Source organism: Pseudomonas ogarae, from assembly GCF_014268695.2.
GTDB lineage: Bacteria > Pseudomonadota > Gammaproteobacteria > Pseudomonadales > Pseudomonadaceae > Aquipseudomonas > Aquipseudomonas kilonensis.
The window spans coordinates 5,958,148-5,977,421 of sequence record NZ_CP077086.1 but is presented as its reverse complement, the minus strand read 5'-3'; the positions used below and the strand labels follow the sequence as shown (position 1 = coordinate 5,977,421).

The window sequence follows — 19,274 nt, the reverse complement described above, 5'->3', positions numbered from 1 at the left end:
GTGGCCGGGTAGGTTTACGACTGCTGCGCAGCCGAGCGGGAGCAAGCTCCCTCGCCACGATGATTCACACAGCCTTTAAGTCAACGGTCGCCTGTAGAGCAGGCGCTTACGCATTCTCGACGCCACCACGATTCCAGTGTGGGAGCGGGCTTGCTCGCGAAAGCGATTGCACATTCAACCCCTCAGTGACTGACCCACCGCTTTCGCGAGCAAGCTCGCTCCCACAGGTTTATCAGTGACTTGCAGGTTGCTGCTTCGCACTCAGCCATTAAAAAAACCACCCCTTTGGCACCGATAACATCGTTTCTCGGGCGCGCGGCTTTTCCCTATATTGGCCCTCAGATCCGGTGGATGGCTCAACGTCCACCCCCTCAGTGTGAGTAGCCTCAATGAACAATAAACCTGACAGCACAGGGCTTGATAATGCCGGCGCGGGAACCCGGGCGGTTTGGGGTGGGGAGCAAGTCAGGCACCCCTACAACGCCACGCAAACCCCTATCGTGGCCAGCGCCGCGTACGGTTACGACGACATCGACGTCTGGTACGACGTCGCCTTGGGCAAGGCCCCCGGTTTTATCTACAGCCGCATGAGCAACCCGACCGTCGAGACCCTCGAAGCCAAGATTCGCGAGCTGGAAATGGCCGAGTCCGCCGTGGCCTTCAGCAGCGGCATGGCGGCGATCAGCAGCGTGCTCTACACCTTCCTGGCCCACGGCGATCGTGTGGTGTCGACCAAGGACAGTTACGGCGGCACCAACAAGATCTTCGAAGAGTTCCTGCCGCGCACCGGCGTGGCGGTGACCTTGTGCGAGACCTTCGATCACGACGATCTGGAGCGTGAAATCGCCAAAGGTTGCCAGGTGCTGTACCTGGAAACCCCCACCAACCCCACCCTGAAAATCCTCGACATCCCGCGCCTGGTGGCGGCGGCCAAGCGTGTTGGCGCCGTGGTCGTGGCGGATAACACTTTCGCCACACCGCTGAACCAGAGCCCGCTGGCCTTGGGGGTGGACGTGGTGATTCATAGCGCGACCAAGTTCCTCAGCGGCCATGGCGATGTGCTCGGTGGCCTGGTGTGTGGCAGCGAAGCCTTGATGGCCCAGGTGCGGCATTACCGGGAAATCAATGGCGCGAGCCTCGACCCGTTCTCGGCCTACCTGATCATCCGTGGCATGAAGACCCTGGCACTGCGCATGCGTCAGCAACAACACAGCGCCCGGGCCCTGGCCGAATTCCTCTGCACCGAACCGCTGGTGGAGGCGGTCAATTACCCAGGCTTGCCCAGCCACCCGAACCACGCTGTGGCCTGCGCGCAGATGTCCGGCTTCGGCGCCATCGTCAGTTTTGTCCTGGTCGGCGGCATGGACACGGTCAAGCTGCTGCTGCCACGCCTGCGCTTCGCCCATTGCGCCGGCAACCTGGGCGCAGTGGAAACCATCTACGGCCCGGCCCGCACCACCAGCCATGTCGAGAACACCTTGGAAGAGCGCCTGGCCCTGGGCATCTCCGAAGGCCTGGTGCGGGTTTCGGTCGGCATCGAAGACACGGACGATCTATTGGACGATCTGAAACAGGCCTTCGCCTTCGTCAAAAAGACCCTCAATCCGCAACTCAATGAAGTCCACATCGAGACCGCAAACTGAAGTTTGAAAGTTGGTACCCCATAACAAGGCTGTGAATGGGGCGTTCATGAATAGGAATAATAATAAAAGCTCAGCGGCGCTTGTCTTACTCGCGCAGACGTAGATGCGCGCCCTGACATTTCATGAGAACAACCATGTCCATAACAGAACAACAAACGAGTACGCGGGCCGGCTTCAAGCAGGAAATGCAGACGCGCCATATCGTCATGCTGGCCTTGGGCGGCGTGATCGGTACCGGCCTGTTCCTGACCTCCGGCTACACCGTTAACCAGGCCGGCCCCATGGGCGCGGTGATCGCCTACATCATTGGCGCGCTCATGGTCTACATGGTGATGATGTGCCTCGGTGAGCTGGCGGTGCAGATGCCGGAAACCGGTTCGTTCAGCACCTACGCCACGCGCTTTCTCGGGCCGGGCACCGGTTACACCGTGGCCTGGTTGTATTGGCTGACGTGGACGGTGGCCATCGGTTCCGAATTCACCGCCGCCGGCATCCTCATGACCCGATGGTTCCCCGACACGCCGGTGTGGATCTGGAGCGCGCTGTTTGCCGGCGTGGTGTTCCTCACCAACGTGGTGTCGGTGCGTTTGTTCGCCGAGACCGAGTTCTGGCTGTCGTTGATCAAAGTGCTGACCGTGGTGATGTTCCTGCTGATCGGCGGTGGCGCGATTCTCGGCCTGTTGAACATTGATCAGGCCCACAGCATCGGCTTGAGCAACTTCACCCGAGAGGGACTGTTTCCTACCGGCTTCATGCCCATCGCGATGACGCTGCTGGCGGTGTCCTTCGCATTCTCCGGCACCGAGCTGATCGGCATCGCCGCCGGTGAAACCAAGGACCCGCAACGCAATGTGCCACGCGCCATCCGCACCACGGTACTGCGCCTGGCGGTGTTTTTCGTCGGGACCATTTTTGTCCTGGCGACCTTGCTGCCCCGCGAGCAAGCCGGTCTGGTCGAGAGCCCATTCGTCACCGTGTTCACCTACATCGGCATTCCGTACTCCGCCGACATCATGAACTTCGTGATCATCACCGCCCTGTTGTCGGCGGCCAACTCCGGGTTGTACGCCGCCTCGCGGATGCTCTGGACCCTCAGCGACCAAGGCCACCTGCCCAAGCAGTTCTCGGCCCTGACCCGCATGGGCACGCCGCTCAACGCGATCATCGTCAGCATGGCCGGCGGCGCGGCGTCGTTGCTCAGCAGCGTGTTTGCCGCCGACACCATCTACCTGGCGCTGGTGTCGATTTCCGGCCTGGCTGTGGTGGTGGTGTGGATGAGCATCGCCGCAAGCCAGATCGCTTTCCGCCGTCACTATGTGGCCAACGGCGGCGACATTCGCCACCTCAAGTTCCGCGTTCGCGGTTATCCGTGGGTGCCGCTGGGGGCGCTGGTGTGCTGCAGCCTGGCGTGTATCGGGATCGCTTTCGACCCTGAGCAGCGGGTGGCGCTGTACTTCGGTTTGCCGTTCATCGCCTGGTGTTACTTCGTGTATTACATTACCCGCAAAAGCCGCGAGCGACGCTTGTCGGTTGCCCTCGTGGCACAACCGTCCGACGCGTTCTAAGGCGCGTCGACGGGGCGGGCAAACGTGCCCGGTGCGTGGGGGTTAACGAGGTAAGACCATGAAGCAAAAAACGTTGCCCCCGTTGAACTGGCTGCGGGCGTTTGAAGTGTCCGCCCGCTGCCTGAACTTCACCCATGCCGCCGACGAACTGTTTTTGACCCAGGGCGCGGTCAGCCAGCAGATCCGCCAATTGGAAAGCCATCTGGGGGTGGCGCTGTTCAAGCGCTTGCCCCGTGGCCTGGGCCTGACCGAGGAAGGCCAGGCGTACCTGCCGGTGGTGCAGGACGCAATCACGCGACTGGCGGTGGGCACCAACGAAATCTTCGGCCAGCACAAACGCCGGCCAATCAAGGTGCGCGGCAGCCTGGCGTTTTTTGTGCACTGGCTGGCACCGAAACTGGTGGATTTTCGCCAGGCGCACCCGCACGTCGACATTCGCTACATCAGCAACATCTGGGTCAAGGAACTCGATGGCGAAGACGACATGGAAATTCGCTGGGGCCACGGCCAATGGCCCGGCCTGGTGTCGCAACGCCTGACCTGGGACACCTTGTTCCCGGTGTGCTCGCCCGCCTTGATGGCGACGCTGAAAGTGCCGGCGGACGTGGCCAAGCATCCATTGCTGCACGTGCTGGGCTACGAAGAGGGCTGGGGCTACTGGCTGAAAATGGTCGGTGCCGACAGCGTCGATTCCTCGACCGGCATGCAGTTCGACACGCTGGTCTGCACCTTGCGCATGGCTGAACTGGGGCAGGGCATCGCCCTGGCGCGGTCGTCGATGGTGAGTGACATGCTCGGCGACGGACGCCTGGTCGAACCCTTCGCCCAGCGCATCGAAGCCAGCGAATCGTTTTACCTTGTACGCAGTTCCGGGGCCGAGCAGCACCCGGACGCGGCGCGGTTTTCCACCTGGCTGGTGGAGCAGGCGCATCGCTTTAAATGAACTGTTTTACGGAGTTGACCATGCGCTATGTGAGTACCCGAAATTCCGCCGTGCAGGTCGATTTCGAAAAAGTCGTGCTGTCGGCCATCGCCGAGGATGGCGGCCTGTTTGTCCCCGTCACATTGCCGCACTTCGAACCCCAGGACATCGCCAACTGGTCGACCTTGTCCTACGACGAACTGGCCTATCGAGTAATGCGTCCGTTCGTGGGCGAGGCGATCCCCGAGGCCGACTTCAAGCGGGTGCTCAAGGAGGCCGGCAGCCAGTTCAGTCATCGCTCCCTGGCGCCGTTGCATCAGGTGGATCGCAACGAATGGGTCTTGGAGTTGTTCCACGGGCCGACCCGTTCCTCGAAAGATTTTGCCGCGCAATTGCAGGCGCGGCTGGTGCAGTACTTCCTGCGTAAACGCGGGCGTCGCGCCGTGGTGATTGGCGTCACCAATGGCGACACCGGCCTGGCCGCCATCGAGGCCTTCAAGCACTGCGACGAGACCGACGTGGTGGTGATTTATCCCGAGGCCGGCGTACCCCAAGACCAGCTTCAAGACCTGCAAGCGACGGCCCATCCGCGGGTTCATCAAGTGGCCGTCGATGGCAGTTTCGATGAATGCCAGACCCTGGTCACCCAACTGTTCCGACAGCATGAGGCGATCAGTTTCAATTCCAGCAACTGGGTCAGCGTCATGGCGCAGTTGGTGTTTTATTTCCACGCCGTGCTGCAACTGGGCGGCGGTCAGCGGCCCATTGGCTTCAGCGTGCCGGCGGCGAGTTTTGCCGAAGTCTATGCCGGCTACATCGCGCAGAAGATGGGCTTGCCGATCACGCAGATGATCGTCGCCACCAATCAGAATGACGCGCTGCATCAGTTCTTTTTGAAGAACCACTACTCGCGATTGCGCGCCAGCAAGACCCTGTCGCCGGCCATGGATTTGTCGATTTTTTCCAACCTGGAACGGTTTCTCTGGGAGCTCTATGGGCACGACGACCAGGCCGTGAGCGCACTGATGCACACCTTCGAAACCCAGGGTGAAATGACCATCGCCAACGAGTTTTGGTTGCAGGCGCGGATGATCATCGACTCGTACGCGGTCAGCGATGAGCAGACGCTGGAGGAGATCACGTCGCTGCATCGCGACACCGGCTACGTCATCGACCCACACACCGCCACCGGCGTGCTCGCGGCGCGCTTGTACCGGCGCAGCCTGGTGGCGCCGATGGTGACCTTGGGCGAGATATCGCCGGTCAAATCGGCGGTGTTGCTCGGCGAGTTGGGGATCCACATCGCGGCGCCACAACGCCCGGTTTCCGAGCATGGCCCGGCGCAGATTCATCGCATCCAGCCGGACGACCTCGGTGCCCTCCATCAACTGCTCGGCGCCCTATAACAGGAGGCCCCATGAAGCGAATTCTCGACCCCCTCGACGAACGCATCATCGCCGAACTGCGCCTCAACGCCCGCGCCGCCCACGCCGAACTGGCGGCCAAGGTCAACCTCTCGCGCAACGCCGTACGCCAACGCATCGAACGCCTCGAACGCGACGGCGCGATCCAGGGCTACACGGTGCGCACCGGGGAAGGCGCGCACGCGTCGTCGAACATCAACGCCGTGATCTTCGTCTACCGCTACGACCGCATGCGCGGCGCCGAGGTGTTGCAGGCCCTGCAAGCCATGCCGGAAGTGCTGCAGTGCGATGTGATGAGCGGCGAGTTTGATTTGATGCTGCGAGTCGGCGCGGCGAACCCGGAGCGGGTGCACAAGGTGTGGAAAGAGATCTCGGCGTTGCCAGGGGTGGAGAACACCGTGACGTCGTTTGTGTTGTCGTCGGTGGTCTGAAGCCTCACCACCATAATGGCTGGCACCAAAGTACCTGTGGGAGCGAGCCTGCTCGCGATAGCGGAATGTCAGTCAACCTATTGCTGACTGATCCACCGCCATCGCGAGCAAGCTCGCTCCCATAGGGAAATGTGTTCGGCCAGGCCCCGCCTGCTCGCCGCCGCTGATGGTGTTCACAAATAAACCAGCCACCCCAAACCCGTGGCGAGGGAGCTTGCTCCCGCTGGGCTGCGAAGCAGCCCCAACCAGGTTGACCCCAATCAACCTGACCCACCGCGCCGCATGATTTTGGGGCCGCTTCGCAGCCCAGCGGGAGCAAGCTCCCTCGCCACAAAAGCCGGCGCAGATGCATGCCCTGACACCAATAGCCCAAACCCTGAAAAAAACTGTGGGAGCGAGCCTGCTCGCAATAGCGGTACACCAGCCACCATCAATGTTGCCTGACCTGCCCCCATCGCGAGCAGGCTCGCTCCCACAGTGGTCTGTGTTCAGCCAGTCGATTCTGTTGGCTTTTTTCCATCCCTACCGCTTTGCCCACCCCCTGGTCAAAACGCCCAAGAAATAGAGCAAATTGCCATATTTCACTGCCACCCCCCACCCCCCTAACCTAGATCCCAACAACCTCATCACCCGGATCAAGGACATAACAAAAATGACTGAATACAAACTAGCTCTAGTCGGCTTCGGCGGTGTGAACCGGGCATTGGCTCAACTGATTGCCGAGCGCAACCAGCAGTGGAAAACCGAACTCGGCTTCACCCTGAAAATCGTCGGCGTGACCGACCTGTTTCTCGGTTCGGTGATGGACCGTCACGGCCTCGACGCCGCATTGCTGGCCAAACTGCCCACCACCAAAGGCGCCATGGCCCAACTGCCCGGCGGCACCGTCGATGCCCTCAACGAAGCGGTGATCAAAGACTGCGGCGCTGACATCATCGCCGAAGCCACCTTCACCAATCCGGTGGACGGCGAGCCCGCCACCTCGTTCTGCCGCTGGGCCCTGGAGCGTGGCAAGCACGTGGTCACCACCAACAAAGGCCCCATCGCCCTGCACGGCGCCGAGCTCAAAGCCCTGGCCCAGCGCAACAATGTCGCCTTCGAATACGAAGGTTCGGTCATGAGCGGCACCCCGGTCATTCGCCTCGCCAAACAGTCCCTGGCCGGCAGCTCGATCAGCGGTTTCGAAGGCATCCTCAACGGCACCTCCAACTTCGTCCTCACCTGCATGGAAGGCGGCCTCGGGTTCGCCGAAGCCGTCAGTCAGGCCCAAGCCCTGGGCTACGCCGAAGCCGACCCAAAGGCAGACGTCGAAGGCCATGACGTGCGCCTCAAAGTGGTGATCCTCGCCAACGAACTGCTGGACGCCAAACTCACCGTCAACGACGTCACCTGCCGCGGCATCTCCGTCCTCAGCCTCGCCGACATCGAAAAAGCCCGCCACGACGGCGCCCGCTGGAAACTCATCGGCGCCGCCACGCGCCAGGCCGACGGCTCCATCAGCGCCAGCGTCGAACCACGCCTGCTGAGCAACGACCACCCACTGGCGAGCATCAGCGGCGCTACCAACGCCGTGTCGTTCACCAGCGAACTGCTCGGCGCCGTCACCGTCTCCGGTCCGGGCGCAGGCCGAACCGAAACCGCCTTCGCACTGCTGTCGGACATCATTCACATCCACCAATCGGCAACCCGCAAACAGGAGCACAACCTGTGAACGTATCGCGCCTGGCCCTGGCGGTCGTCGAACCGCACATCGAAGTCCTCAACCCATTTGACGGCAGCATCGTCGGCACCGTCGCCGACGTGTGCGCCTCAGAAGTCCCACACCTGCTCGAGACCGGACGCAGTGGCGCACGCGCCTGTGCCGCACTCCCACGTCATCGCCGCGCCAGCATCCTTGAACACGCCGCCCTGAACATCGAACGCGACGCCAAAGCCTTCGCCCGCCTGATCGTCGACGAAGCCGGCAAGACCCTCAAACAGGCCGAAAAAGAAGTCAAACGCTGCGTCAACACCCTCAAGCTCTCCGCCGAAGAAGCCAAGCGCAACGCCGGCGAAATCGTACCGTTCGACGCCTACGAAGGCGCCGAATCGCGCCAGGGCTGGTTCACCCGAGAACCCCTGGGCCTGATCGTCGCCATCACCCCCTACAACGACCCGCTGAACCTGGTCGCCCACAAACTCGGCCCGGCCATCGCTGGCGGCAACGCGGTGATCCTCAAACCGTCCGAGCTGGCGCCGTTGTCGGCGCTCAAACTGGTGTCGTATCTGGTCGCCGCCGGCCTGCCTGAAACCGTGGTCACCGTCGCCACCGGCGGCGCCGAACTGGGCAAAGCCCTGGTCGCCGCCCGCGACGTGCGAATGATCTCCTTCACCGGCGGCTTCGTCACCGGCGAACAAATCGCCCGCACCGCCGGCCTGAAAAAACTCGCCATGGACCTCGGCGGCAACGCCCCCGTCATCGTCATGGGCGACTGCAACCTCGACGCCGCCGTCGACAGCTGCGTCTCCGGCGCCTTCTGGGCCGCCGGGCAAAACTGCATCGGCACCCAACGCCTGCTCATCCACGCACCGATCTACTCCGCCTTCCGCGAACGCTTCGTCAACCAGGCCCAAGCCCTCGTCGTCGGCAACCCACTGCTCGCCAACACCGACATCGGCCCGATGATCACCCAACAAGCCGCGCAGAACGCCGAACAGGTCGTCAACGAAGCCCTGCAACAAGGCGCCACCTTACTCTGCGGCCACCGCCGCCAAGGCACCTGCTACGCCGCCACCGTCCTGGAAAACGTCGACCACACCAGCCGACTCTGGCGCAACGAAGCCTTCGCGCCTGTGGTGGTGTTGCAGCCGTTCGACACGTTCGATGAAGCCATCGCGTTGGCGAATGAACCTGAATACGCGCTTCACGCTGGGATCTTCACCAACGACCTCAGCACCGCGATGAGCGCTGCGCGACGGATCGAGGCGGGGGGCGTGATGATCAATGACTCGTCGGATTTCCGGTTTGATGCGATGCCATTTGGCGGTTCCAAGTACGGCAGTTTGGGCAGGGAAGGGGTGCGGTTTGCGTATGAGGAAATGACCCAGCCGAAGGTGGTTTGCTTGAATACGTTGGGTTGATGGGTCAGGTCGTTGGCATCGGGCAGGTTGGTCACCTGCCCGTTTTTTTTGCGGCATCCAAAAAAGCCTCGATTCTTGCGTTTCACAAATATTTTTCAGGGGCTGTCGGCCAAATCGTCCTGGCTCATCTAAGCTGAATTTTCCTGGAATATGCGCCAAGTGCCTTCTCACACGAATGCGGCCAACCCGGCTTGCGGCACCGCTCAGCAGCCAGGCGGGAGGAAAGGATGCCGAACGTGCTGGTGGTGGTCTGGGACTTCGATACACGCAGATTAAGAGTCCCCGTCGAGAATAGTCTTCTCTGCATACAGCTTAGAATCGGGGCTTTGCTGTACATGGCGAGAACGGCCTTCGCCAAACATATCGATCGACATCAACTGGATTATTGTCTTGTCGTTGCCCCCGAGTATCTTTTCTCCAAGGAAATGCCTGTCTCGTTTATTTCGGAGGAAGAAAAAGAAATCATCCGGGCAACATTGATAGATATTTCAAAGATAAATCCATGGCTGATACTGGTCCCAGGCACGACGCTTTGGTTTAAGTCAATGTTGCGCCCAGATTCCAGGAAGCTGAAAAGGGGAACCCAGCAGTTGAAATCATGGGGGCAGACCAGAAATATCAACAAGGCAAAATATGGTGCGGAAATAGATGCGGTTGTGAATGAAATCCCGGGGCGGGACCGCATGAACAAAGGGGTTTATGGCGATTATGCAAGGGCTACGAAGGAGCGGATCGCAAAAATCGAAACAGATGGTTCAGAAGCCGGCAACGGAATCGTTAGAAATACAGGCTTCATCATTTGGAATGGAAACGTTTTTTACCAGCATAAACGTTACCCCAACATAGGAAACGATGGGCTGGAAGAACTGAATAACGCGCAGTTCTGGGAAGATAAGATATTCATGCCGGGCAGTTATCGGGAAACCCCAGCGGTCCATGGGCTGCAAATGGCTTTGGAAATATGCGCAGAACATTTCATTGGCGCGACGGTTCTGCATAAGAACAACGTCCTGGATTTCCATATCCTGGTCTCGGCCAGTATTGCTCTCGACAAGGCTCGTGTAGGCGTAAAGCCTGGGGGGTATGTGGTTCATGCAGATTCAGAGGGCAGTGCAGTTTACCGGCGCGAAGCCATGAACCTGGTTCAACTCCAAGCCATTGATGAAACCGAAATAGGCTTGTTGGGTGTTGAAGCCGGCCGCGTCAGGAGTTTTGTTTGCGCGATTGCCTAGACCGAGCCTGACCTCGATGTGTGAAATCCAGAGCCGCGCTTACCCCGGGTATTGAGTGGCTGAGCATTCGTGACCCACCGCCATAACAGGCATTTCACACCCCCCACTGTGGGAGCGAGCCTGCTCGCGATAGCGCTTTACCAGTCAACATCAAAACCGCTGACTCACCACCTCGCAAGCAGCTCACCACGACCCGCTTCCCTTCATGCCGCCGACGGCGACAAATCTAAACCCCGTGTGGCTCCCCACCCTGCATTGGTCTTTGCGCAAAACGCGCAGGCTCAGTTGCCCCATCCCCCTATGCACTGCCTCCACCCATTGCCCAGTTACGCGCGCTTTCCACCGAGTAGCGTTAAGAGCACCGACCGTGCAGGCAACGTCGTCGATCTACCCAAGAACTAACTTCTGCAAACGTTCACGGCTGAAACGTATCAGCTGAAAGAAAAAACCAAATTATGCACAAATGCATTTTTATGCTTGACCCGCATGCATAACCCCCTATAAGGTGGATTAACTGTATGCACATACAGTATTTCTAAAGCATCATTTATTTGAATCCATTCATGGACGAGGTATTACCTTATGAAAACCACCACTGAAAAATTCGGTGCAACCCCCCATCAACCCAGCCTCTGGACCCGCGCCGACGCGTTGAAAGTCCGGGCCGATGACCCCACCACCACGCAGCCACTGGTCAGCGCGGATTTCCCCGTACTGAACAACGACGTGTTCATCTGGGACACCATGCCCCTGCGCGACCTGGACGGTAACGTGACGTCCGTCGATGGCTGGTCGGTGATCTTCACCCTGACGGCCGATCGTCATCCAAACGACCCGCAGTACCTCGACGAGGACGGCAACTACGACATCCTCCGCGATTGGAACGATCGTCACGGTCGGGCAAAGATGTACTACTGGTTTTCTCGCACCGGCAAGAACTGGGAATTCGGTGGCCGTGTGATGGCCGAAGGCGTTTCGCCGACCGCTCGCGAATGGGCCGGTACGCCGATCCTGTTGAACGACCGAGGTGAAGTGGACCTGTATTACACCGCCGTCACCCCGGGCGCGACCATCGTCAAGGTGCGCGGTCGGGTAGTGACCACTGAACACGGTGTCAGCATGGTCGGCTTCGAGAAGGTCAAGCCGCTGTTCGAGGCAGACGGCAAGATGTATCAGACCGAAGCACAAAACGCGTTCTGGGGTTTCCGCGACCCATGGCCTTTCCGCGACCCGAAAGATGGCAAGCTGTACATGCTGTTCGAGGGTAACGTGGCCGGTGAGCGCGGCTCGCACAAAGTAGGCGAGGCAGAAATCGGCGACGTGCCGCCGGGTTATGAAGATGTCGGCAACTCGCGCTTCCAGACCGCCTGCGTCGGCATCGCCGTGGCCCGCGACGCCGACGGTGACGACTGGGAAATGCTGCCGCCACTGCTGACCGCCGTCGGGGTAAACGACCAGACCGAGCGTCCGCACTTCGTGTTCCAGGATGGCAAGTACTACCTGTTCACGATCAGCCATACCTTCACCTATGCCGACGGTGTGACCGGGCCGGACGGCGTGTACGGTTTCGTCGCGGACTCGCTGTTCGGCCCTTACGTGCCGCTGAACGGTTCCGGCCTGGTACTGGGTAACCCGTCCTCGCAGCCATTCCAGACCTACTCGCACTATGTAATGCCAAACGGCCTGGTGACCTCCTTCATCGACAGCGTACCGACCGACGAAACTGGCACGCAGATTCGTGTCGGTGGCACCGAGGCACCCACGGTGGGCATGAAAATAAAAGGGCTGCAGACGTTCGTGGTGGCCGAGTACGACTACGGTTACATCCCGCCGATGCTCGACGTCACCCTCAAGTAACAGCAACACCGGGGTTTCAGGCAGCGGGTTTGCGGTCGATGACAAAACCGTTGTGGATATGATCGAGATATCCCGCCTGATTCATTGCGACGTCGCTCGCAAGCCCCATTGAACAACGCGTCGTAACCCTCTTCGCGACTGGCTGCAAGGATGCAGCCGGTCGCGAATGCATTTCCCTGCGACGTATGTGCACAAGCCCCTCTGTGGGAGCGAGCTTGCTCGCGATAGCGGTGTGTCAGCCAACATTTCGGCCAGTTGTTTATCGTGACTCCACGAGACCAGCCACGACCGACATCGCCTTGCGCCATTGCCTACAACTACGCCAGAATCCGCCGGCTTGTGCGTTTTGGGGCCCGTCGGTAGTTTGAGTCTGTCACTGAGTATCAGTGATCGGGTTTAGTCGCCCGTCTCAACCTAAGGCGTACCAAGTCCCGTCGGACAGGCTGTGCTGTTCCTGTATTGATGGTGGCTGTGCGCAGGGCGCCCCCGGGCGCGCCGGGATTCTTAGGTTCACCGGTCGACTAACCTGTGCACAGCTGCCGCCCTCTCGTTTAGTCGCGAGGAGGTTGCAGCCTCACTTAAGGAACCTAAGTCGATGGCAAAAATTACACCGAACCCTCCGTCTGCAGATGAGCATGTGTCTCGCGCTCAGTCTGCTCGTAACAATAAGCTTGATGACGCTGCCAACCGGGCGTTGGATTACTACCTGAAGCCTACGCCGAAGGACGAAACGTCTGACAAACCCAACACCATCCTCCGTATCGCACCGGATGTTGATTCGGAATGTCTGCTTGCCAATCTCAGTGAAAACCTGGCTTCGGCGAATGCCATGATCAATGATCTGGCGTTTGACCTTGAGGGTTCGCGACGGCGTGTTGCGATGGGGATTTTGCAGGTGATTGAGGTGAGTGAACTGTTGGCTAATCGGGCTTTGGATATTGTTGAGGTGAGGTAGAAGGGCGAGGCATTCGCGCTTTGAGAGGAAAAAAGGTCTTGCTCAGCAAGGCCTTTTTTTATGAGAGCTTGCGGCAGTGGGCGTCAGGTATGGGAGTACCGAGGGTTCGTCGCTCAATTTTGGCTGTGAATTTCATTTAATCGCTAATGTAGATCATGACCACGGCAGCGCCCTAGGCCGGTAACTATGCGGACTGGTTTATTAAATCGCTATTGTCGATGGCGCTTGCCGCAGTGTGCTTTGCAAGAAGCGCAGGTCGGCAACGAACAGCTCTTTATCCGCCCAAACTGATGCAGTTGCTTCTCGCGATCATAATGAGTTCAAGACTTACGGCTGATCCTCTCAACGGGTGGTGGCTTGTTTGGATGCGTTGGAGGCGCGTTGTTTATTCTTGCGATTGAATCTTGGGGGCGGCTGACGTTGCCTTGCGCCATTGCCTACAACTACGCCAGAATCCGCCGGCTTGTGCGTCTTGGAGGGCGTCGGTAGTTTTGATCCTGTCACTGCCCATCAGTGATCGGGTTTAGCAGCCCGTCGAGTTGAGTCGCATCAAGCTTCATCAGCCAGGTATTCCCATCCCTGTACTTGATGGTGGCTGTGCGTGGGGCGCCCCCGGGCGCGCCGATTTCTTAACTCGTCGGTCTGCTAACCCGCGCACAGCTGCCACCCACTCGTTTAGCAGCGAGAGGGTCGTGGCCTCACCAAAGAGAGTTAAGGCTATGGTCAAAATTACACCGAACCCTCCGACTGCAGATGAGCATGTGTCTCGCGCTCAGTCTTCTCGTAACAATAAGCTTGATGACGCTGCCAACCGGGCGTTGGATTACTACCTGAAGCCTACGCCGAAGGAGGAAACGTCTGACAAGCCCAACACCATTTTCCGTATCGCACCTGATGTTGATTCGGAATGTCTGCTGGCCAATCTCAGTGAGAACCTGGCTTCGGCGAATGCCATGATCAGTGATTTGGCGTTTGGTCTTGAGGGATCACGACGACATTTTGCGTTGGGTATTTTGCAGGTTATTGAGGTGAGTGAACTGCTGGCGAATCGGGCTTTGGATATTATTGAGGTGAGGTAACAGGGGGCCGCGCTTACCCCAGGTATGAAGAAAGGTCTTGCTCAGCAAGGCCTTTTTTGTAGTCGAAACCTCGGAGCGATGAGCTGTTAGATTCTTGAGGTGGGCCATGGTTATCCAACAGCGGCTTAAAAGGTCGATCTCCCGGCGAAAGGAGGGTGTGTTTCTGCGCTCCGAGTTTTCCGGCTTCGGCAGTCCCGCACAGGTATCCCGGGCATTGCGTTATCTGATTGCCAAAGGTGTGTTGGTCAAGCTCGGCGTGGGTGTTTTCGCGAAGGCAAAGCCTAGTATTCTAACGGGTAAGCCGATCCCAGCTCGCCCACTCGAAGTCCTGGCGCCTCTGGTTCTGCAGAAGCTCGGTATAAAGGTCACGGCTGGGCGCGCAGTGCAGGAATACAATGTCGGCGACAGCTTGCAGTTACCCGCCGGTATCGTTTTTGACACAGGCTCAAGGCGCATCAACCGAAAGCTCGGTTTTGGCGACCGTTACGTTTGCTTTGAAAAATCATTACGTTTGAGCTGATAGTGTTAATCGATGCGGTGCTGGCAGATATTGGGCACGCATAGTGGTGTTGAGCAATTTGCTAACGGAGATGGCGGTAGTTGGGGTGGTTGGTCTTAATTTGAAAGTCAAAGGTTTTATGAGTGCCGCCTACAAGTTTGGTGGCTTTGATTTTAATAAAGTTACTGGTATAAAAAATGAAAGAAATACCGAAGCGACTTCCTCCAACACGTAACACGTTGCGTGAACTGTATCTTAAGTCGGGGAATCGTTGTTCCTTTAGCGGCTGTAATAAAGTGCTTTTCAATGCGAAAGGTATTTTTGTCGCTCAAATTTGCCATATCGAAGCGGCAGAGCCTGGAGGTGAGCGTTTCAATGCTGATCAGACCAACGAGCAACGCAGGCACGCCTCTAATTTGACATTGATGTGCTACGATCATCACATTGAAACAAATGACGTAGATCAATTCCCAACTGCCAAAATGAAACGATTTAAAGCGGAACATGAAAAAAGGTTTTCCGATGTTGTGGGTTTAATGTTGGAGCAGATCTCCGATCAAACAAATCTAGCTGACATGGTTCTAGCCGCAAATCTTAAAAAACTCAACCGGACTTTGGGCTGGCAGCATTCGAAGGCAGAATTAGAATACGTACTTAAGGACGTAGAGGGGATAGCAAAAAGGATCAAAAAAATCCCACTCTCAGCCAGAGAGCTTTTTTTGGTAATTGTAAAGCGCGGTGAAGAGTGTCGGGTGCCATTGACAATTGAAATTTCAGTAGTGGAGGTTAAGCTTGCAACGGGGCAGTCCGCTCAAACAATCAGAGAGCTTATTTCGGTGTTGGATAGTCATGGATTCACTTTTGAAAATGGTACAAACGACTTTGGAGTCCCCATGGTGGGGGTTTCACAGCTGGAGTCCTCGTGGTCTATATGGAACGATCTGAAGTGTTTCTGTGAGGCGGAAGAGATTGATATAGCTGAGATCATCATTGGTCTTGATTTTTCAGTGCTTGATGAATAAGAGTTGCCACAACTTTCCGGACATTGAGGAGCCGCTCGAGTTGAACTTGGATATTGTTGTGGTAGGTTTCAGGGCTCGGTAGCGTTTCCAGTGCAAGCATCTCTTGCACTGTCTACCAAATTGCTCGTCGATAGGGCGGGCCGTTACCAGTCCGCAAAGGCTGGTCCTCTAGCAGGTCAACACTTCAAACCTGAAACTACTGGAAGTAAGCCGTTTGAGCGCAATCTCAAGCGCTTGATCATCGAACAGCTTGCTTTTACGAGTCGCAGCACCCGCTCCACCATCCCAGTGCTTCAACGCCTCTCGCACGGCAGGTACGGTCGGGGCAACCCCTTCCTGACTCAGCATCCAATCAACCGTCGCCAACAACTCCATACCGAAGGGCGACTCAAAGCCATCGATCAACTCAGCAGTGCGCTCCAAGGCTTGCACGTACTCCTTGGTCTCTGTTTGGAGATAGGTCTGCAGAAAGGCTTTGCGCCCCTCGTCAAACCAGATCACATCACTGATCCCCGCATCACTGATGCGTTTGTCGCAATGCAGATAGCTGCCATCCAGGTTATTGAGCAGATGCTCCAACCGGTTGGCATACGGCCCGTACTTATGAGCAACAAACTGAAGATCCAGAGGGTTTTCGGTATTTGGCAGCTTTTCGATGGCGCGCTCGAGGAACCAGGCCAGCTTCTGAATCTCAAGCAGGCTGCATTCCATACCCAGAACCCAATAGCGACGAACCAGTTCGGCAATCAGTGCACCAGCAGGCGTGAGCTTCTCCACACCGCTACGCTTGGCGACGTTCAGATACTGGTTGGAAGGCTCGAACACCAGCACGTCGACATCCAGATCACTCAAGACTTCAACAATCTGCTCGCGAATCTCGGGCCATTTCAAACCACCGTTGCCAGCGCCTAGCGGTGGAACCGCTACGGACTTCACATCGTTTTCGATCAGAAAGCGACGTAGGTCGTGCAAACCTTCGGTTATCCACGCCATCTGCGACGGTGAGCGCCAGTGCCGTTTGGTCGGGAAGTTGACGATCCAGCGCGGCCCCTCCAGCTCACTGACCGCCGTCACGTGAACCTTGCCCGTCTCCACTTCGCCAGCCTTGCAGGCAGCCAAGTACAGGCGGTAATTCTCCGTGAAGCGCTCTTTGAACATCAGCGCGATACCTTTACCCATCACGCCAACGGTGTTCACTGCGTTGACCAGAGCTTCGGTTTCAGCCTCGAGGAGGTTGCCTTGGGTAAATTGGATCATTGGAAATGCCGTCTTCGATGCGCATGAGTTTTGAGCCTGGCTCAGCTAGCTAATTACGTGCTTTCGATATCCGTCATCATTCATCGTCAAAATAATCACGGTCCAATGTTGGCAGCTTCAGCAAGCGCGAAGTAACTCCTACCTCATGGTCCATCATCAGATTTACCAGACGGTTTCCGTCCACCAACACGATGCCTTCAACCGATCTGGCGAAATCAATCGCATGGGCTGTAAAACCTGAAGTGGTAATGAAAACTCCACGCTTTGCTTTCTGCCCAGCGAGGGCTCCATAGAAAGCTTGCAGCTCAGGGCGGCCAACAGTGTTCTGCCAACGTTTGGCCTGGACATAAACCTTTTCAAGCCCCAGCTTATCGAGCGAGATGATCCCGTCGATGCCTGCATCGCCGGAGCCACCTACTCGCTGAAGGTCATTGCGGCTCGCGCCGTAGCCCAGACGGTGCAGCACATCCAGCACAATCACTTCAAAACGGTTAGGGGAGACTTGCAGGAGATTATCCAGCAGGTCGGCGGCGGTAGCTTCGCGTAATTCTTGCAATGCTTGTTCTAGGCGGTCGTCGGGGCTGGCGGTGGCGGAAGTGACGTCCGGCTCCCCAGTAGCCGGCTCATCAAGTAAAACGGCATCAGCTGCGACTTTCAGTGTCACGTCCTTGTAACCAATGGCTAAGTGCTCCACTTCATCCTGAGACAGCGGTGCTGCGTTGGTTTGGGCATAAGTCATCCCTGCATCGGTCAGCTTCCAATAGCCACGCTTCGCACTGCTGGACAGACCAGCACGTTTGAGTCGGTCATGAGCCCAGCCCGCGCGGTTTTTATAGGTGGCTTGACCACTGGCGATTAATTCCTGTCGTTGTTCTTCGGTCAGTTGGAGAGTTTTTGCAGTTGCTTCCTGAGCGTCTCGGGCAAGGGCGCCTTCAGGCTGAGTAGCCAGAAAACGAAGCAGTGGCTCAATGAATTGATCGTAGGTGGGCAGAGACATAAAGGCTCCTTTGGCGCAGGTTGTGCTGGATAAGAATGACGCGTGAGTAAGAGTCTTGTGAGATTAAAACAGGTGCACCCAATACGCGCGGAAGAGAGTCCAGCTACTTTGTATATGCTATGTGCTGAAAGCTATAAAGCAGCTTTTTTGTAATTTAGCTCATTTCTTATGCAGCGAAGAATTGTCTCAACGTATTCGTGCTTTTTTTGGGGATACCAAATGGCAGTAATTCCAAGTCTGGCCAGTTCGACATTGCGCGCCACCAGATTTTTGGTGCAGTCAGGTGTTTGCTCAATTGAAAAGTGTTGTGGGAATGAATAATCGCCAGCTCGCGCTTTAATTTCACGGAATACCTGGATGGTTCGGTCGTTGTTTAAGCTGCATCCAATAAAAAGCAGGCTGTTGTTGGTAAAGTAATATCGCAGCATTTTTGGTATGGCACGATCCAAGTCCAGTTCTACCTCGCCATAAGCCTGATCATATTGAGCTTTTCCGAGGATGCACTGAGCTGGGTGCTTGATATCGCCATGCATTTTTATGATGGTTGTTTTGTTTGGGTCAGGAGCTGTCATTGCAGTAACCCCATTGATGATCTGAGTTTCTGGAAGTGCTCCGGTCTCAAAAACTTGTTCAAGTAGTTGGTCGTAATTTGTCGTTATGAGCGTGTCTTTGAATATTTCAGATATCGTTAGCGTGATATTTTGAATGCTTCCGCGCTTCCCAAATACGTCGCGAATTTCCTGCGAGAATACATCTCGTCCATGCACCTGCTCGATATGTGCAATGACCTGCTCAAACTCACCTTGTGCTAACCATGTTTCAATTTGCTGCCCAGCAATACCCGCCGTTCGTCCCTGCTGGCGTAGATGATCAGCCCAAGTAGGAAAGCCACCCCCAACTGAAATTCCAGCGCCGATAAACGGCACCACCATTTCGTCTACAATACGATCAATCAACTGGTTAAAACGTTGCTCATTGCGATCATACCAATGCTGGCCATCATCGGGACCAAAAGCCTCAATCAAGTATTCTAAGCCCAGGGCCTCCTGACGTCTGGCGAGGCGATATGCCCTCAGCGCTTGCTCATAAGCCGCCTTGTCTCCGGCGTAGAAGGCTTTACTGGGACTGGATAGCCCTATCGTCGTAAGTTTCTCAAGTAATGGCAAATCAAGGTCAAGTTCGCCCTGATTGATCCAGTCGTTGAACTCCCTGAATAGATCAAAGACAGTATGCCCATCCTGTTGACACCAGCTTTCCTTGGGGACAATCAT

At 57.1% G+C, this 19,274-nt stretch carries 16 protein-coding genes; 13 read left to right on the top strand and 3 right to left on the bottom strand.

The window, feature by feature from the left end; all coding sequences use genetic code 11:
* Positions 1–389: 389 nt before the first annotated feature.
* From HU749_RS26415 to HU749_RS26355, 13 genes are all read left to right on the top strand, one after another.
* Entirely contained in the window at positions 390–1,643 is a 1,254-nt protein-coding gene (locus HU749_RS26415; RefSeq protein ID WP_003205956.1) for a cystathionine gamma-synthase family protein, read from the top strand.
* Positions 1,644–1,777: 134 nt separating this feature from the next.
* On the top strand, positions 1,778–3,208 hold the full coding sequence (locus HU749_RS26410; protein WP_186651641.1) for an amino acid permease: 1,431 nt from the start codon (positions 1,778–1,780) through the stop codon (positions 3,206–3,208).
* Positions 3,209–3,266: 58 nt separating this feature from the next.
* A complete protein-coding gene (locus tag HU749_RS26405) occupies positions 3,267–4,151 on the top strand; it encodes a LysR substrate-binding domain-containing protein (protein ID WP_003205954.1) in 885 nt (294 codons plus the stop codon).
* Between the two features lie 20 nt (positions 4,152–4,171).
* Entirely contained in the window at positions 4,172–5,536 is a 1,365-nt protein-coding gene (gene thrC / locus HU749_RS26400) for a threonine synthase (RefSeq protein ID WP_186651639.1), read from the top strand.
* Positions 5,537–5,547: 11 nt separating this feature from the next.
* Positions 5,548–5,985, top strand: coding sequence for an Lrp/AsnC family transcriptional regulator (locus tag HU749_RS26395; protein WP_003205952.1), 438 nt, complete (start codon positions 5,548–5,550; stop codon positions 5,983–5,985).
* 652 nt (positions 5,986–6,637) lie between these two features.
* Entirely contained in the window at positions 6,638–7,696 is a 1,059-nt protein-coding gene (locus HU749_RS26390) for a homoserine dehydrogenase (RefSeq protein ID WP_186651637.1), read from the top strand.
* Positions 7,693–9,105 carry an aldehyde dehydrogenase family protein gene (locus HU749_RS26385; protein WP_186651635.1) on the top strand — a complete coding sequence of 471 codons (1,413 nt, stop codon included), beginning with the start codon at positions 7,693–7,695 and terminating at the stop codon, positions 9,103–9,105. The genes HU749_RS26390 and HU749_RS26385 overlap by 4 nt, the downstream gene beginning before the upstream one ends.
* A 227-nt stretch (positions 9,106–9,332) precedes the next feature.
* Positions 9,333–10,337, top strand: coding sequence for a hypothetical protein (locus tag HU749_RS26380; RefSeq protein ID WP_186651633.1), 1,005 nt, complete (start codon positions 9,333–9,335; stop codon positions 10,335–10,337).
* A gap of 582 nt (positions 10,338–10,919) precedes the next feature.
* On the top strand, positions 10,920–12,194 hold the full coding sequence (locus tag HU749_RS26375; protein WP_053189931.1) for a glycoside hydrolase family 68 protein: 1,275 nt from the start codon (positions 10,920–10,922) through the stop codon (positions 12,192–12,194).
* A gap of 595 nt (positions 12,195–12,789) precedes the next feature.
* A complete protein-coding gene (locus HU749_RS26370; protein ID WP_186651631.1) occupies positions 12,790–13,149 on the top strand; it encodes a DUF6124 family protein in 360 nt (119 codons plus the stop codon).
* Positions 13,150–13,868: 719 nt separating this feature from the next.
* Positions 13,869–14,228, top strand: a complete 360-nt coding sequence (locus tag HU749_RS26365) for a DUF6124 family protein (RefSeq protein ID WP_186651629.1) — start codon at positions 13,869–13,871, stop codon at positions 14,226–14,228.
* Between the two features lie 106 nt (positions 14,229–14,334).
* On the top strand, positions 14,335–14,748 hold the full coding sequence (locus HU749_RS26360) for a DUF6088 family protein (protein ID WP_186651627.1): 414 nt from the start codon (positions 14,335–14,337) through the stop codon (positions 14,746–14,748).
* Between the two features lie 176 nt (positions 14,749–14,924).
* Positions 14,925–15,749 carry a hypothetical protein gene (locus tag HU749_RS26355; RefSeq protein ID WP_186651626.1) on the top strand — a complete coding sequence of 275 codons (825 nt, stop codon included), beginning with the start codon at positions 14,925–14,927 and terminating at the stop codon, positions 15,747–15,749.
* Positions 15,750–15,917: 168 nt separating this feature from the next.
* Here the strand turns inward: HU749_RS26355 and darG are convergent, their stop codons facing one another.
* From darG to HU749_RS26340, 3 genes are all read right to left on the bottom strand, one after another.
* Positions 15,918–17,006, bottom strand: a complete 1,089-nt coding sequence (gene darG, locus HU749_RS26350) for a type II toxin-antitoxin system antitoxin DNA ADP-ribosyl glycohydrolase DarG (RefSeq protein WP_186651624.1) — start codon at positions 17,004–17,006, stop codon at positions 15,918–15,920.
* A 76-nt stretch (positions 17,007–17,082) separates the two neighbouring features.
* Positions 17,083–18,003, bottom strand: coding sequence for a restriction endonuclease (locus tag HU749_RS26345; protein WP_186651622.1), 921 nt, complete (start codon positions 18,001–18,003; stop codon positions 17,083–17,085).
* Positions 18,004–18,134: 131 nt separating this feature from the next.
* On the bottom strand, positions 18,135–19,274 hold the full coding sequence (locus tag HU749_RS26340) for an SIR2 family NAD-dependent protein deacylase (protein ID WP_186651620.1): 1,140 nt from the start codon (positions 19,272–19,274) through the stop codon (positions 18,135–18,137).